Genomic DNA, 15,196 nt, shown 5'->3' with positions numbered 1-15,196 from the left:
CGCTGACCCGAAACCGCCCGGCGGCACGCTTTGCCGACATGACAGACGGTGCACGGCCGGCGACTGGCCCGGGGGGCTCCCCCCGGGAGGCGGCGACGCACTGCCCGTACTGCGCCCTCCAGTGCGGCATGACGCTGCGCGAGACCGGCGGCCGGGTCGAGGTCCTCCCCCGGGACTTCCCCACCAACCGTGGCGGCCTCTGCCAGAAGGGCTGGACGGCCGCCGACCTGCTCGACCACCCCGACCGGCTGACCACCCCGCTGGTGCGCGACGCCGGCACCGGGCAGCTGCGCCCGGCGTCCTGGGTCGAGGCGATGGAGCGGATCGTCGGGGGCGTGCGCGCCGTCCAGGACCGGCACGGCCGCGACGCGGTCGCCGTCTTCGGCGGCGGCGGGCTGACCAACGAGAAGGCGTACGCGCTGGGCAAGTTCGCCCGGGTGGCGCTGCGCACCCGGCACGTCGACTACAACGGGCGCTGGTGCATGTCGTCGGCGGCCGCGGCCGGCAACCGCGCGTTCGGCGTCGACCGGGGGCTGCCGTTCCCGCTGGCCGACCTGGGCCGGGCCCGCACCCTGCTGATGGTGGGCGCGAACCCGGCCGAGACGATGCCGCCGCTGATGCGCCACGTCGCCGACCAGCAGGCCGCCGGCGGGACGCTGATCGTGGTGGATCCCCGGGCCACCGCCACCGCCCGGCAGGCCGACCTGCACCTGCAACCGGTGCCCGGCACCGACCTCGCGCTGGCCAACGCGCTGCTGCACATCGCGCTCACCGAGGGCTACGTCGACCGGGCGTACGTCGCCGAGCGCACCACCGGCTTCGACGAGGTGCGGCGGACGGTGGCCGGCTACTGGCCGGCCGAGGTGGAGCGGCTGACCGGCGTGCCGGTGGCCGACCTGGAGGCCACCGCGCGGGCCCTGGCCACGGCGGGCGGCGCGATCATCCTCACCGCGCGGGGGGCCGAGCAGCACGCCAAGGGCGTCGACACGGTCACCGCGTTCATCAACTTGGCGCTCGCGCTGGGCCTGCCCGGTCGGCCCGGCTCCGGCTACGGCTGCCTCACCGGGCAGGGCAACGGCCAGGGCGGGCGGGAGCACGGCCAGAAGGCCGACCAGCTCCCCGGCTACCGCAGCATCACCGACCCGGCGGCCCGCGCGCACGTCGCCGGGGTCTGGGGGGTCGACGCCGACGAGCTGCCCGGGCCGGGTGTGCCCGCATACCAGCTCCTGGATTCCCTCGGCACCCCGGCGGGCCCGAAGGCGCTGCTGGTGTTCGGCTCCAACCCGGTGGTGTCCGCGCCCCGCGCGGCCCGGGTCGAGGGCCGGCTGCGGGGCCTGGACCTGCTGGTCGTCGCCGACCTGGTGCGCTCCGAGACCGCCGAGCTGGCCGACGTGGTGCTGCCCACCGCCCAGTGGGCCGAGGAGGACGGCACGATGACCAACCTGGAGGGCCGGGTGCTGCGCCGCCGCGCGGTGCGGACTCCCCCGCCGGGCGTGCGGACCGACCTGGCGATCATCGCCGACCTGGCCGACCGGCTCGGCGCGAAGGCGGGCTTCGGCGACGACCCGGCGGAGGTCTTCGGCGAGCTGCGCCGGGCCTCGGCCGGCGGGGTCGCCGACTACGCCGGGGTCAGCTACGACCGGATCGAGGCCACCGGCGGCGTGTTCTGGCCCTGCCCGGATGCGGACGCGCCGGACACGCCGCGGCTGTTCGCCGACGCGTTCCCCACCCCCGACGGGCGGGCCCGGTTCCGCGCGGTCGACCACCGCCCCGCCGCCGAGGAGGTGTGCGCCGACTATCCGCTGCGGCTGACCACCGGCCGGGTGCTCGCCCAGTACCAGTCCGGCGCGCAGACCCGCCGGGTGGCGGCGCTGCGCCGGGCCGCGCCGGGCGCGTTCGTCGAGCTGCACCCGGACCTGGCCGCCCGGCTCGGCGTCGGCGACGGCGAGGAGGTACGCGTCACCTCGCGGCGCGGCGAGCTGCGCGCCCCGGCCCGGCTCACCCCGACGATCCGCCCCGACACCGTCTTCGCGCCGTTCCACTGGGGCGGGGCCGCGCGGGCCAACTCGGTCACCAACGACGCCGTCGACCCGGTCTCCGGGATGCCGGAGTTCAAGATCTGCGCCGTACGGGTGGAGAGGGCGCAGGCATGACCGCCGTCGTGATCGTGGGCTACGGGATGGCCGGCGCGCGGCTCGCCGCCGAGCTGCACGCCCGCCCCGGGGACCGCAAGGTCACCGTGCTCGGCGCGGAGCCGCACCGGGCGTACAACCGGATCATGCTCTCCACCCTGCTCGCCGGGAAGGTCGACGAGCCGGACGTGGAGCTGACCGAGGCCGCCGGGCACGGCGTGGACGTGCGCACCGGGGTCGCGGTGACCGCGATCGACCGGGCCGCCCGCGAGGTGCGCACCGGCGACGGCGAGCGCGTCGGGTACGACCACCTGGTGCTCGCCACCGGCAGCCGGGCCGTGGTGCCGCCGCTGCCGGGGCTGGACCCGGCGGCCCTGCCCGACCGGGTGGCCGTCTTCCGCACCCTGGACGACTGCCGGCGCATCCTGGCCCTGGCCCGGGGCGCGCGCCGCGCGCTGGTGCTCGGCGGCGGCCTGCTCGGGCTGGAGGCGGCCCGAGGGCTCGCCGCCCGGGGGCTGGACGTGACGGTGGTCCACCCGAACGGGCACCTGATGGAGCGGCAGCTCGACCCGACGGCCGGCGCGGTGCTCGCCGGCACGCTCGCCGGCCTCGGCGTCCGCGCCCGCCTCGGCGCGTCCGCGACGGGGCTCGCCGCCGACGCCGACGGCGTCCGGCTCGACCTGTCCGACGGTTCGTCGCTGGCCGCCGACCTGCTGGTGCTCTCCTGCGGGGTGCGCCCCGACACCGCCCTCGCCGCCGCGGCGGGGCTGGCGGTGCAGCGGGGCGTCGTGGTCGACGACCGGCTGCGCACCAGCGACCCGCGCGTCTCGGCGATCGGCGACTGCGCCCAGCACGACGGCACGCCCAGCGGGCTGGTCGCGCCGGCCTGGGCGCAGGCCCGGGTGGTGGCGCAGCTGCTCAGCGGCGCGGACGCGCACGCGGCGTACCGGGCCCGGCCGGCGGTGACCCGGCTCAAGGCGGCCGGGATCGACCTCGCCGCGATGGGCGACACCGCCGCCGGGGGCGACCGGGCCGGCGACGGGCCGGTCGAGGAGCTGACCTTCGCCGACCCGGCCCGGGGCACGTACGCCCGGCTGCGCATCCGCGACGAGCGGCTGACCGGGGCGATCCTGCTCGGCGACAACCCGGCCGTCGGCACGGTGGTGCAGCTGTTCGACCGGGGCGCGCCCGTGCCGTCGGACCGGCGGGCGCTGCTGCTGGGCCGGGCGCTCGGCGGCGCGCCGGCGGCACCGGCCGCGTCACCGGCGCTGATGCCGGACGCGGCGACCGTGTGCCAGTGCAACGACGTCAGCAAGGGCGCGCTGGTGGCCTGCTGGCGGGCCGGGGCCCGGACGGTGGCGGCGATGTCGGCGGCGACCCGGGCCGGCACCGGCTGCGGCGGGTGCCGCGACGCCCTCGCCGGCATCGTCGGCTGGCTCGCCGAGGTCGACCCGGCGGCCGATGAACCGGCCGGGCCGCCCGCGACCGACCCGGCCGACGACGACAGCCCGAGGGCGCGACACGACCGCGTGGAGGTGGCGTGATGAACGGCGACACGACAGGGCCGGGCACCGGCGCAGACGGCACCGTGACCGGCGGCCGGGTGGTGGTCGTCGGCAACGGCATGGTGGGCCAGCGCTTCACCGAGGCGCTGCGCGCCCGCGACACCGGCCGCCGCTGGCAGGTCACGGTGCTCGCCGAGGAGCGCCGGCCCGCGTACGACCGGGTGCGGCTGTCGGCGTTCTTCGACGGGGTGTCCGCCGAGGAGCTGAACCTGCACACCCCCGACGACGGGGTGGAGCTGCGCCTCGGCGAGGCGGCCACCGCCATCGACCGCGAGCGGCGGGTGGTGGTCACGGCGGCCGGCGAGCACCCGTACGACGCGGTGGTGCTGGCGACCGGCTCGTACCCCTTCGTGCCGCCGGTGGCGGGCCGGGACCTGCCCGGGGTGTTCGTCTACCGCACGCTCGACGACCTGGAGGCGATCCGGGAGCACGCCCGGGGCCGGCGCGTCGGCGCGGTGATCGGCGGCGGGCTGCTCGGCCTGGAGGCGGCGAACGCGCTGCGCCTGCTCGGCCTGGCCACCCACGTGGTCGAGTTCGCGCCCCGGCTGATGCCGGTGCAGGTCGACGAGGCCGGCGGGGCGATGCTGCGCCGCTACGTCGAGGAGCTGGGGGTCACCACCCACCTCGGGGTGGCGACCACCGCGCTGCGGCCCGGCGCGGACGGCGCGGTGGCGGCGCTGGAGCTGTCCGACGGCCGCACGGTCGACGCCGAGCTGGTGGTGGTGGCGGCCGGCATCCGGCCCCGCGACGACCTGGCCCGCGCGGCCGGGCTGGAGCTGGGCCCGCGCGGCGGCGTGCTGGTCGACGCGACGTGCCGCACCGGCGACGAGCGGATCTGGGCGGTCGGCGAGTGCGCCGCCGTCGACGGGGTCTGCCACGGCCTGGTCGCCCCCGGCTACGCCACCGCCGAGGTCGTGGCCGACCGGCTGCTGGGCGGCGCGGCGACCTTCCCCGGCGCGGACACCGCGACGAAGCTGAAGCTGCTCGGGGTGGACGTGGCGTCGTTCGGCGACGCCCACGGCACCACCGAGGGCAGCCTCGACGTGACGTTCACCGACCCGGCGACCCGGTCGTACGCGAAGCTGGTCCTCTCCGACGACGCGACGACGCTGCTCGGCGGCGTGCTGGTCGGCGACGCGAGCGCCTACCCGACGCTGCGGGCCAGCGTCGGCGGGCCGCTGCCGGCCGCGCCGCTGGCGCTGCTGGCCCCGGCCGGCGGGGCGGCGGCCGGGGCCGGGGCGCTGCCCGGCAGCGCGCAGGTCTGCTCGTGCAACGCGGTGACCCGCGACGACATCGACGCGGCGATCGCCGGCGGCTGCGCGGACGTGCCGGCGCTGAAGGCGTGCACCCGGGCCGGGACGAGCTGCGGGTCGTGCGTGCCGATGCTCAAGCAGCTCCTCGACGCGGCGGGGGTGAAGCAGTCCACCGCGCTGTGCGAACACTTCGACCTGAGCCGGCAGGAGCTGTTCGACGTGGTGCGGGTGCGCGGCATCCGCACCTTCTCCCGGCTCATCGCCGAGCACGGGCGGGGCCGGGGCTGCGACATCTGCAAGCCGGTGGTCGCCTCGATCCTGGCGTCGCTGGGCACCGGGCACGTGCTCGACGGCGAACGGGCGTCGTTGCAGGACACCAACGACGCGTACCTGGCGAACCTGCAACGCGACGGCAGCTACTCGGTGGTGCCCCGGATCCCCGGCGGCGAGATCACCCCGGAGAAGCTGATCGTGATCGGTCAGGTGGCGCAGGAGTTCAAGCTCTACACGAAGATCACCGGCGGGCAGCGCATCGACCTGTTCGGGGCGCGGGTCGACCAGCTCCCGCAGATCTGGCGGCGGCTGGTGGACGCGGGCTTCGAGTCCGGCCACGCGTACGGCAAGGCGCTGCGCACGGTGAAGTCGTGCGTCGGCGAGACCTGGTGCCGGTACGGGGTGCAGGACTCCGTCGGGCTGGCCGTCGCCCTGGAGCTGCGCTACCGGGGGCTGCGCGCCCCGCACAAGCTCAAGTCGGCGGTGTCGGGCTGCGCCCGGGAGTGCGCCGAGGCCCGCAGCAAGGACTTCGGCATCATCGCCACCGACACCGGCTGGAACCTCTACGTCGGCGGCAACGGCGGCTTCCGGCCCCGGCACGCCGACCTGTTCGCCACCGACCTGTCCACGGCGGAGCTGATCCCGCTGATCGACCGGTTCCTCATGTACTACATCCGCACGGCGGACCGGTTGCAGCGCACCGCCGCCTGGATCGAGGCGATGGAGGGCGGGCTCGACCACCTGCGCGCGGTCATCGTGGACGACTCGCTGGGCCTCTGCGCCGAGCTGGAGGCGGAGATGGCCCGGCACGTGGCGGGCTACTCGGACGAGTGGCGCGACGTGCTCGACGACCCGGAGCGGCTGCGCCGGTTCACGTCGTTCGTCAACGCGCCCGACGTGCCGGACCCGTCGATCACCTTCGCCGTCGAACGCGGTCAGCCCGTGCCCGCCGGCCGGGCCCGGCCGGTCGCGGCGGCAGCGGCACCCGACGGCGAGGCGCCCGCCCGCCGCCGGCAACCGGTCACCCTCGGCCTTCCGGAGGTACGGCGATGAGCATCGCGACGGACACGTCCACGCGCCGCCCGGCGGCGGACGCACCGGGCTGGAGCCCGGTCTGCCCGCTGGAGCGGCTGGAGCCGGAACGGGGCGTGGCGGCCCTGGTCGACGGGGCGCAGGTCGCCCTGTTCCGCACCGGCGACGAGCTGTTCGCCCTGGACAACCTCGACCCGATCGGCGGCGCGTACGTGCTGTCGCGGGGCATCGTGGGCAGCCGGGGCGGCACCCCGACGGTCGCCTCCCCGCTGCACAAGCAGGTGTACGACCTGCGCACCGGCGCCTGCCTGGACCTGCCCGGCGTGGCCGTGCCCCGGCACGACGTGCGCTGCCGGGACGGCCTGGTCGAGGTGCGGTTGAGACGGGAGGGGTGAATGGCCGACGAGCTGGCCGGCTTCACCATCGGGGTCACCGCTGACCGCCGACGCGACGAGCTGGCCGCCCTGCTGCAACGGCGCGGCGCGCGGGTGGTCATCGCGCCGGCCCTGCGGATCGTGCCGCTGACCGACGACACGGACCTGCGCGAGGCGACCCGGGAGTGCCTGGCCCGCCCGCCGGACGTGCTGATGGCCAACACCGGCATCGGGATGCGCGGCTGGCTGGAGGCGGCCGAGGGCTGGGGGCTGGCGGAGCCGCTGCGCGGCGTGCTGTCGCAGGCGTACGTGGTGGCCCGGGGCCCCAAGGCGCGGGGCGCGATCCGCGCCGCCGGCCTGCACGACCAGTGGTCGCCGGACTCGGAGAGCTGCGAGGAGGTCGTCGAGCACCTGGTGCGGCGCGGGGTGGCCGGGCAGGTGATCGCCATGCAGTTGCACGGCGACCGGCAGCCCGAGTGCACGAGCGCGCTGGAGGACGCCGGGGCGACCGTGATCGAGGTGCCGGTCTACCGGTGGGCCCCGCCGACCGACCCCGCGCCGCTGCACCGGCTCATCGACCTGGTCGCGGGCCGGCTGGTGGACGCGGTCACGTTCACCTCCGCCCCGGCGGCCGAGGCGCTGCTGCGCGCCGCCGGGGACCGCACCGAGACGGTGCTGGAGGCGCTGCGCGGCGACGTGCTGGCCAGCTGCGTGGGCGCGGTGACCGCCGAGCCGCTGGTGCGGCGGGGCGTGCCCGTGAGCGCGCCGAGCCGGGCCCGGCTGGGCGCGCTGGTCCGGACCATCGTGGACGAGCTGCCCCGACGTACGGTCAGCATCAAGGCCGCCGGGCACCTGCTGACCCTGCGCGGCCACGCGGCCGTGGTCGACGGGGAGCTGCGCCCGCTCGCCCCGGCGCCGATGGCGGTGCTGCGGGCCCTGGCCACCTCACCGGGTCGGGTGCTGTCCCGCACCGCCCTGCTGCGGACGCTGCCGCGCGGCGCGGACGAGCACGCGGTGGAGATGGCGGTGGCCCGGCTGCGCGCCGGGCTGAAGGCCCCCCGGGTGGTGCAGACGGTGGTGAAGCGCGGCTACCGCCTCCGCGTCGACTGACCCGGCCGGGTTCTGCTCCCACGGCGTTCGCGGCCGGGGGAAGGTGGCTGCCTCCGGGACACGACACGCCGAGGCGACCACCCCGCAACCAGCCATCGATCGTGTGCCCGCGCCACCCGGCCCGGGGCCACTCGACAGCACGTGGCGCGGACCCCGATCACGCCCGATGCAGGAAAGAGTGGCCTCGGTGTCGCTTCGAGGCCACTCTTTCCACGATCGAGCGCGCTCCCGCCGAGCGCGCTCCCGCCGAGCGCGCTCCCGCCGGGCGGGGTCCCGCCGCGGGCGACGCTCAGCCGACCGGGGTCGGGAAGCCCCGGCCGTGCTCCGCCTGGAGGCGCATCATCGCGTGCTCGACGACCGTCACCAGCACCTGCTTGACGGGTTCCCGGTGCCGGGCGTCGGTCATGATCAGGGGCACCTGGGGCGAGATGGCGAGGGCCTCGCGGACCTCCTCCAGCTCGTACTGCGGCGCGCCGTCGAACCGGTTGAGCGCCACCACGTACGGCAGGCGGCGGTTCTCGAAGTAGTCCAGCGGGGCGAAGGCGTCGGTGATCCGGCGGGTGTCGACCAGCACCGCCGCGCCCACCGCGCCCTTGATGATCTCGTCCCACATGAACCAGAACCGGGTCTGGCCGGGCGTGCCGAACAGGTACAGGATCAGGTCCTCGGCCATGGTGATGCGGCCGAAGTCCATGGCGACCGTCGTCGTCTGCTTCCCCGGCACCTTCGACGGGTCGTCGATGCCGACGCCGGCGGAGGTCATCACCGCCTCGGTGGTCAGCGGAGTGATCTCCGAGACCGCGCCGACCAGGGTCGTCTTGCCCACCCCGAAGCCGCCCGCAACCACGATCTTCGCGGAGGTGATCCCGCGGTTGCGGCGCGCCCCGGCGGGGTCATAGCCTGCGAAGTCCACTTAGCACCCTTCCAAGAATTTCCATCCGCTCCTCGTATCCCTCGGCGGGAGCGGCAGTATGCAGGGTCAGCAGGCCCTCGGCCACCATGTCGGCGACGATGACCCGGGCGACGCCCAGGGGCATCCGGGTGTACGCGGCGACCTCGGCCAGCGACTGGGGCCGACCCTCGCAGATCGTGGCGATCCGGTGCTTGTCGTGACCGGCGAACCGGGACTCGGCGACGGCTGTCGGGCTGGCCGTCAGCACCGCCTCCAGCGCGATGTCCTGGCGTGGCTCGGTACGGCCGCGGGTGACCGCGTACGGACGCACCAGCGCGCCGCGCGGGTCCTCCCGTCGTTGGTCCATCCGCGATCACCTCCTCCCGGTCGACGTCGTCGCTCGACGTCTGGTCATCTGTCCGTGCAGCCCGGCCGCGCTACGCGCGCACCGCGTCGCGGGGCAGCGGCACCAGCGCCGCGCCCACCCGCTCGACCAGCAGGGCCATCTCGTAGCCGACCTGCCCCACGTCGCAGCTACGGGCGGCGAGCACCGCCATCGACGAGCCGTCGCTGATCGACATCAGGAAGAGGTATCCGCTGTCCATCTCGATGACCGTCTGGAGCACCCCGCCGGCGCTGAACATGCGGGCCGCGCCCTCGGTCAGGCTCACCACGCCGGAGGTGATGGCGGCGAGCTGGTCGGCCCGGTCCGGGGGGAGGTCCCGGGACGAGGCGAGCAGCAGCCCGTCCGCGGACACCGCCACCACGTGGGCGATGCCCGCCACGCTGTCGGCGAAGTTGGTGAGCAGCCAACCCATGTCCTGCATGGCCGCTGGCCTGTTCATCGGCTCGTCTCCTTGGTCGAATTGCTGTTCTGGTCCCCGCCGGCCGTCCGCCCCCGCTGCACGCCACGGTGGTAGGCCGACAGCAGGCCGCGTACCTCGTCGGGGGTGCGCCGGCTGCGGTCCCGACCGCTCTTCGGTTCGATCCCGCCGGGGACGAGCTGGGCCTGGGGCACCCGCTTGGGCAGGCCGGAGCGGGTGGTGCCGGCGGCCGGCGGTTCGGCCGCCTGGCTGGCCCGGGACCAGCCCTCGTCGGCGGCGGTCCGCCACGCCTCCGGGTCCACCGCCGGTGGCGGGGTCGGTGCCGCCGGTCCGCTGGGCGCGGCGGCGACCGGCGGCGGCGGGGGCGGTGCCACCGGCGCGCTGTGGACCTGGGGCGCCGTCGTCGTCGCGCCGGGGCCGTCCGTGTCGGTGGCCCCCGGGGTACGGGTGGGCAGCGGGGCCCGCGGCGCGGCGGTGGCCGGTGCCGGGGCGGGCTCGTCGAAGTTGGGGCGCTGGAAGATCGCGGTCACGTCGTCACCGTGCGAGCGGAACCATACCGCCTCCATCTCGCGGAAGATCGGCGCCTCCGCCTGTTGCGCCGGGCGGGCGACCACCGGGGTGGCCGGGGCGACCGGCACGGGCGGGGCGGAAGGGGCGGAGGGCGTCGTCCCGGCGACCGGGCCACCCGGCAGCGCCGGGGTCGCCGGCGCGAGCGGAGCGGTCGGCGCGAACGACGCCGTCGGGTTGGTCTGGGCGAACGGGGCGGCCGGCGCGAACGACGCCGACGGGGTGGCCGGCGCGAGCGGGGTGGCCGGCTGGGCGGGCTCCCCGTTCGGCGACCGGCGGGGCAGCGGGTCGAGCGCCGGGAACGCCACGGTCGGGCTGCCGATCGCCCCGCCGCCGGGCGCGTACGCCGGCTGGGCCGGCGCGGACGGCTGCGGAGTGGGCGGCTGCGACACGGGCGTCATGGTCGGGAGCGTCGGCTGGGACACGGTCGGGCTGCCGAACGGCGCGGCCGTCACCCCGTCCCGGGTGTCGCCGGGCACCTGCCACCGGGCCGGCGTGGGCGCGGCGGTGCGCCACTGGTCGGTCAGGGTGGCGGTGCGGCCGGCGGTCGCCGGCTCGCCGAAGCCGCTCGGGCTCGACGGGGCCTGCTCCACCTGGGCCGGCTGGCGCGCCGGGGTGAGCGGGGCCGGGGCCGGCTCGCGGCCCCGCAGCGACGGCAGCACCACGGTCGTGCTGGGCAGGGTCACCTGGGCGACCGTGCCGCCCTCCACGTTGCGCCGCAGCTCCACCCGGATGCCGTACCGGGAGGCGAGGCGGCTCACCACGGCGAGACCCATCAGCCGGAACGCGGCCACGTCCACCGTCGACGGCGCGGAGAGCCGGCGGTTGAGCGAGTCGAGCTGCTCGTCGGTGAGGCCGAGGCCCCGGTCCTCGACCTGGATGAGCACGTAGTCGCGGATCCGCCGGCCGTCGGCGACCACCACCGTGTTCGGCGGGGAGAAGCGGGTGGCGTTGTCGAGCAGCTCGGCGACCAGGCGGACGACGTCGTTCACCGCGTGCGCGGCGACCGAGATGTCGGTGTCGACGGTGCCGAACTCGATCCGGTTGTACTGCTCGACCTCGGACTGGGAGGCCCGCAGCACGTCGATCAGGAGCGCGTCGTCGCGGCGCGGCACGGCGGAGTCGGCGCCGGCGAGGACCAGCAGGTTCTCGTCGTTGCGGCGCATCCGGGTGGCCAGGTGGTCCAGCTCGAAGAGCTGGGCGAGCCGCTTCGGGTCCTCCTCGCCGCGCTCGATCGCGTCCAGCTCGCCGATCATCCGGTCGACCAGCGTCTGACTGCGCCGGGCCAGGTTGAGGAACATCGCGGAGACGCTGGTCCGCAGCGCGGCCTGCTCGGCGGCGACCCGGACCGCCTCCCGGTGGACGACGTTGAACGCCAGGGCGACCTGCCCGACCTCGTCGCGGTTGGTGAGCTTGATCGGGTCCCGGACCTGCCGGACGATCTCCTCCACGCCGCCGTCGCCGACGTTGCCGATGGTCTGGAGCCGCTGCACCGCGTCGGGCAGGTCGTGGTTGGCCACCGAGAGCGCGCCCTCGCGCAGCCGGCGCAGCGAGTGGTTGAGCGAGCGGGCCAGCACCACGGCCAGCGTGACGGCGATGATGAGGGTCAGCAGCACCAGCACCGACTCGACGATGGCCTGCTGGATGACGTCCGCGCGGGCCTGCTCGGTCTGGTCGAGCAGCCGCCGCTGGAGCTGGATCTCCGCCCACCGCATCAGGTCGTTGACCGAGCCGATGGAGGAGGACACATCGGCGGCGGTGACCAGGGGGGCCTGCCCGACCGACCGGGTCAGGTCGGCGGCCACCCGGTCGGCGAGCACGACGGCGTCACCGGAGACGGTGCCGTCGACCAGGGCCCGCTGGACCGGGTCGGCGGCCAGCGAGAAGGAGACCAGGGCCTCCTGCTGGCTGGTGAGAGTGGCCACGAAGGACGAGAACTGCTCCTCGTCGAGCCGGCCCGAGGAGAGCGCCGTGTAGGCGACCGCCTGCTCCTCGGCGACCGCGGCCTTGGCGTGGGCGAACGCGGCAACCGCCCGGCGGTTGTCGGCCAGGGCCTCCTGGCCGGGCATCTGGGCGAGCGTGTCGTTGTAGGAGACCAGGTCGGTGACGATGACGCCGTAACGCAGCGACGCCTCGGCCACCGGCATCTGCTTGCGGTCCAGCACCTCCTGGCGGGTGCTGTTCAGCGTCTTCAGGTGGTCGTCGATGACCTTGAGCCGGTCCCGTACGTCGGCCGGGACCTCCCCGATGCCGCCCCGCGCGGCGTTGTACGCCTCGATGCGCGCGTCGGTGCTGCGTACCCGCAGGTTGAACTCGTCGACGCGGCCCTTCTCCCCCGGGCGGGCCAGCAGGGTGGCCGCGGCCATCCGCTCCTTGTGCAGGTCCTGGGTGAGCGCCGAGACGTCGATCGACAGGGCGGTCAGCGACCGCAGCTGGGTCGCCTCCAGCGCGCCCTCACCGGTGGAGATGAGCCGGATGGTGGCGAGCGCGATCACCGCCGCGACGGGCACCACCAGAATCAGCGCCAGCTTCGAGCGGATCCGGGCATCCCGGAGGCGGGGCAGCCGTCGCCGGCCCCGCTCGTTCGACTCGCCGCTCTCGGGCAGGGTCGTAGGTCCGGTGCTCACGACATCGCCTCCGTCGTTTCTTCCACGCCTGAACCGCCGACCCGTGCCCGGTGCAGCGGACAGCGCCGCGCGCGGCACGGCCGCGATTTCATCAGAGAAGATCGTGTTTGGGAAGCCGCGGTGAGGTAGGAAACGGTCGCACGGCACTCATCGCGTGATCCGGTCAACTAATACCTTCATTTCCCCAAGCCCCTGATCAGGGGATGTGACTCCAGAGTGGTCGTGCGCTTATGCAAAGTAAGCGTTTGCAAACATCGGGTAGCCCCAACATGTGGGACACCCGTCCCGAAAAGCTTGGGAGCATCCGCGCTTGACCACAGGGCCCGGCATTGGCAAGGTTTTGCAGGCTTCGCGCACACCGTACGGCAGACCAATCCCGTTTCTCCACTGAGGACGGAACAAGCGGCGGTGACCGGGCAACTGCCCGCGCCGCACCTGGAGGACAGAGTTGACTCCCATCCGCTCCGTGACCATCGCGGCGCTCGCCTCGGCCGTCCTGGCCACCACGCTCACCGGCTGCCAGTTCGGCGCGGCGGAGCAGGATACGAGCCCGATCGTGATCGCCGTCGACCTGGAGCTGTCCGGCTCCGCGGCCCCGGTGGGCAAGGCGTACCAGCGCGCGCTGGAACTGAAGGTCGATCAGCTCAACGGCTCGGGCGCGCTCGGCGCCCGCAAGATCGAGCTCAAGGTGAAGGACAACCGGTCGGACGCGAGCGAGTCGCTGCGCAACATCGGCGACTTCAGCAACGACTCCCAGGTGAGCGCGATCATCATGGGCGGGTGCAACGAATGCGCCGTCGGCGCGGCGCGTACGATCAACGAGAAGAAGATCCCGACGATCGCGCTCGCCTCGTCCAGCGCCGTGGCCGCCCCGGTCGCCGACCGGCGGTACCTGTTCAAGCTGGCCCCGAACGCGGCCGACAGCGCCGCCGCCCTCACCACCGAGCTGCGCCGGCGCGGGATCCGCAAGGTGACCGTGCTCAACAGCGACGACAGCTACGGCCGCGAGGGGCTGGACGTGCTGCGCCGCGAGTTCGACAAGACCAACATCAAGCTGCTCAGCGACCAGTCGGTGAAGACCACCGACACCGACGTCAGCCAGCAGGTCGCCACGCTGGCCGCGCGGAATGCGGAGGCGATGGTGGTCTGGACCCCGCCGGAGCAGGCGATGCTCGCCGCGGGCGCGGCCGAGACGGCCGGGTTCACCGGCTCGCTGTTCTTCGACGCCTCGGCCGCCGGGGAGCTGTTCCTGGGCGCGGCGTCCCGGTCGGCGGAGCGGGCCACCCTGATCTTCACGCAGACGATGGTCATCGACGACGTCATCGCCACCACGCCGGCCAAGGCGGCCCGCCGCCAGTGGTTCCAGGACTACACGGCCCGCTTCGGCGGCTACAACGGCTTCTCCTCGTTCGCCGCGGACGCCGTGCAGCTCATCGCCGACGCCGAGCTGCGGGCCGACGGCGAGCCCGGCAGGGCCGGCCGCGACGGGTTGCGCAACGTGCTGGAGACGTCCCAGATGGACGGCCTCTCCGGCCCGATCCGGATGACGCCGGACAACCACTCGGGGCTGATGCCGCAGGCCCTCACCACGCTTGTCGCCCGGGGCGGGCGCTGGCGGCTCGCCGGCTGACGGCACGACGAGAGGGTGGGCCCGCCGGTCGACCGGCGGGCCCACCGTCGTCTCACCTCGTCGAGGTGGTCTCCCGCACCCAGGGCAGGGCCAGGCGCTCCACGAACACCAGCGCCGAGTAGAGCAGGATGCTGACCAGCGCCACCAGCATGATCGCCGCCCAGGCGGTCGCGGTGTCGCCGATGCCGGCGTACTGGGTGATGACGTAGCCGAGGCCGCTCTCGCCGGCCTGGAACTCCCCGATCACCGCGCCGATCGCGGCCAACGGCATCGCCACCTTCAGGCCGACGAAGATCTGCGGCAGCGCGGCCGGGAAGCGCACCTTGCGGAACGCCTGCCACCAGGAGGCGTTCAGGGAGCGGACCAGCTCGGCCAGGTCGGACGGCGTGGTGGTCAGCCCGGTCGCGGTGGAGAGCACGATCGGGAAGAAGCAGAGCAGGAAGACCATGGTCAGGATCGGCTTCTGCCCCCAGCCGAGCGCGACCACGAGCAGCGGCCCCAGGGTGATCTTCGGGACCGCGTTGACCGCGACCAGCAGCGGGGTGAACATCCGCTCGACGGTGCGCGAGGCGGCCAGGGAGAGCCCGAGCAGCACGCCGGCCACGGCGGAGAGCGCGAAGCCGATCAGGATCTCCAGCATGGTGTCGAGCGTGTGCTCCAGCATCCGGTCCGGCTTGTCGGTGAACGCCGACAGCACCGAGCCGGGGGTGGGCAGCGCGGCGGGATGCACCAGCTCCAGCCGGGCGGTGAGCCACCACACCGCGAACGCGACCAGCAGGCCCGCGCCGGGCAGCAGCAGGCCGTTCGCGCCTGCCCGCGCGCCGACGCCGAGTGCGCCGCGCCCCACGGCGGGGCGGCGCTGGGCGACGGGCGGGCCCGCGAGCGCCGGTTCCGGTGACCGGAGGTCGGTCATCTTG

At 75.0% G+C, this 15,196-nt stretch carries 11 protein-coding genes; 6 read left to right on the top strand and 5 right to left on the bottom strand.

Annotation, left to right across the window (positions count from 1 at the left end):
- The first annotated feature begins 38 nt into the window (after positions 1-38).
- From HDA31_RS02540 to HDA31_RS02520, 5 genes are read left to right on the top strand one after another with little or no spacing between them, the layout of a single operon-like run.
- Complete coding sequence (locus HDA31_RS02540) at positions 39-2,153, top strand: molybdopterin oxidoreductase family protein (RefSeq protein WP_178066423.1); 2,115 nt, start codon at positions 39-41, stop codon at positions 2,151-2,153.
- Positions 2,150-3,676 carry an FAD-dependent oxidoreductase gene (locus tag HDA31_RS02535; protein ID WP_178066424.1) on the top strand — a complete coding sequence of 509 codons (1,527 nt, stop codon included), beginning with the start codon at positions 2,150-2,152 and terminating at the stop codon, positions 3,674-3,676. Before HDA31_RS02540 ends, HDA31_RS02535 begins: the two co-directional genes overlap by 4 nt.
- Positions 3,677-3,720: 44 nt before the next feature.
- Positions 3,721-6,276, top strand: a complete 2,556-nt coding sequence (gene nirB / locus HDA31_RS02530) for a nitrite reductase large subunit NirB (RefSeq protein WP_178067828.1) — start codon at positions 3,721-3,723, stop codon at positions 6,274-6,276.
- A complete protein-coding gene (nirD, locus tag HDA31_RS02525) occupies positions 6,273-6,650 on the top strand; it encodes a nitrite reductase small subunit NirD (RefSeq protein WP_178066425.1) in 378 nt (125 codons plus the stop codon). Before nirB ends, nirD begins: the two co-directional genes overlap by 4 nt.
- Positions 6,651-7,739 (top strand): uroporphyrinogen-III synthase, encoded by a 1,089-nt coding sequence (locus HDA31_RS02520; RefSeq protein WP_077938323.1) that lies wholly within the window; start codon positions 6,651-6,653, stop codon positions 7,737-7,739.
- A 289-nt stretch (positions 7,740-8,028) separates the two neighbouring features.
- Here the strand turns inward: HDA31_RS02520 and HDA31_RS02515 are convergent, their stop codons facing one another.
- From HDA31_RS02515 to HDA31_RS02500, 4 genes are all read right to left on the bottom strand, one after another.
- Positions 8,029-8,652 carry a GTP-binding protein gene (locus HDA31_RS02515; RefSeq protein ID WP_043965589.1) on the bottom strand — a complete coding sequence of 208 codons (624 nt, stop codon included), beginning with the start codon at positions 8,650-8,652 and terminating at the stop codon, positions 8,029-8,031.
- Complete coding sequence (locus HDA31_RS02510; protein WP_007072983.1) at positions 8,633-8,998, bottom strand: DUF742 domain-containing protein; 366 nt, start codon at positions 8,996-8,998, stop codon at positions 8,633-8,635. The genes HDA31_RS02515 and HDA31_RS02510 overlap by 20 nt, the downstream gene beginning before the upstream one ends.
- Positions 8,999-9,068: 70 nt before the next feature.
- Positions 9,069-9,476 carry a roadblock/LC7 domain-containing protein gene (locus tag HDA31_RS02505; protein ID WP_043965587.1) on the bottom strand — a complete coding sequence of 136 codons (408 nt, stop codon included), beginning with the start codon at positions 9,474-9,476 and terminating at the stop codon, positions 9,069-9,071.
- Positions 9,473-12,649: a sensor histidine kinase gene (locus tag HDA31_RS02500; RefSeq protein WP_178066426.1), complete on the bottom strand. Its 3,177-nt coding sequence runs from the start codon at positions 12,647-12,649 to the stop codon at positions 9,473-9,475. Before HDA31_RS02500 ends, HDA31_RS02505 begins: the two co-directional genes overlap by 4 nt.
- Positions 12,650-13,097: 448 nt before the next feature.
- Between HDA31_RS02500 and HDA31_RS02495 the strand changes: the two genes are divergently transcribed.
- Positions 13,098-14,279: an ABC transporter substrate-binding protein gene (locus tag HDA31_RS02495; RefSeq protein WP_178066427.1), complete on the top strand. Its 1,182-nt coding sequence runs from the start codon at positions 13,098-13,100 to the stop codon at positions 14,277-14,279.
- A 52-nt stretch (positions 14,280-14,331) separates the two neighbouring features.
- On the opposite strand, the gene HDA31_RS02490 is transcribed toward HDA31_RS02495, so the two are convergent.
- The gene (locus tag HDA31_RS02490; protein WP_178066428.1) at positions 14,332-15,192 is read right to left on the bottom strand and encodes an ABC transporter permease; all 861 of its coding nucleotides are present in this window, start codon (positions 15,190-15,192) and stop codon (positions 14,332-14,334) included.
- Between the last annotated feature and the right edge of the window lie 4 nt (positions 15,193-15,196).

The sequence above is a fragment of the Micromonospora carbonacea genome, assembly GCF_014205165.1.
Classification (GTDB): domain Bacteria; phylum Actinomycetota; class Actinomycetes; order Mycobacteriales; family Micromonosporaceae; genus Micromonospora; species Micromonospora carbonacea.
This window is presented reverse-complemented; position numbering and strand designations above follow the sequence as displayed.

Excerpts from the sequence above, each read along its gene's own strand:
- HDA31_RS02535 (WP_178066424.1), top strand. The coding sequence starts at position 2,150 with ATGACCGCCGTCGTGATCGTGGGCTACGGGATGGCCGGCGCGCGGCTC.
- HDA31_RS02540 (WP_178066423.1), top strand. The coding sequence starts at position 39 with ATGACAGACGGTGCACGGCCGGCGACTGGCCCGGGGGGCTCCCCCCGG.
- HDA31_RS02505 (WP_043965587.1), bottom strand. The coding sequence starts at position 9,476 with ATGAACAGGCCAGCGGCCATGCAGGACATGGGTTGGCTGCTCACCAAC.
- HDA31_RS02490 (WP_178066428.1), bottom strand. The coding sequence starts at position 15,192 with ATGACCGACCTCCGGTCACCGGAACCGGCGCTCGCGGGCCCGCCCGTC.
- HDA31_RS02510 (WP_007072983.1), bottom strand. The coding sequence starts at position 8,998 with ATGGACCAACGACGGGAGGACCCGCGCGGCGCGCTGGTGCGTCCGTAC.
- nirD (WP_178066425.1), top strand. The coding sequence starts at position 6,273 with ATGAGCATCGCGACGGACACGTCCACGCGCCGCCCGGCGGCGGACGCA.
- HDA31_RS02520 (WP_077938323.1), top strand. The coding sequence starts at position 6,651 with ATGGCCGACGAGCTGGCCGGCTTCACCATCGGGGTCACCGCTGACCGC.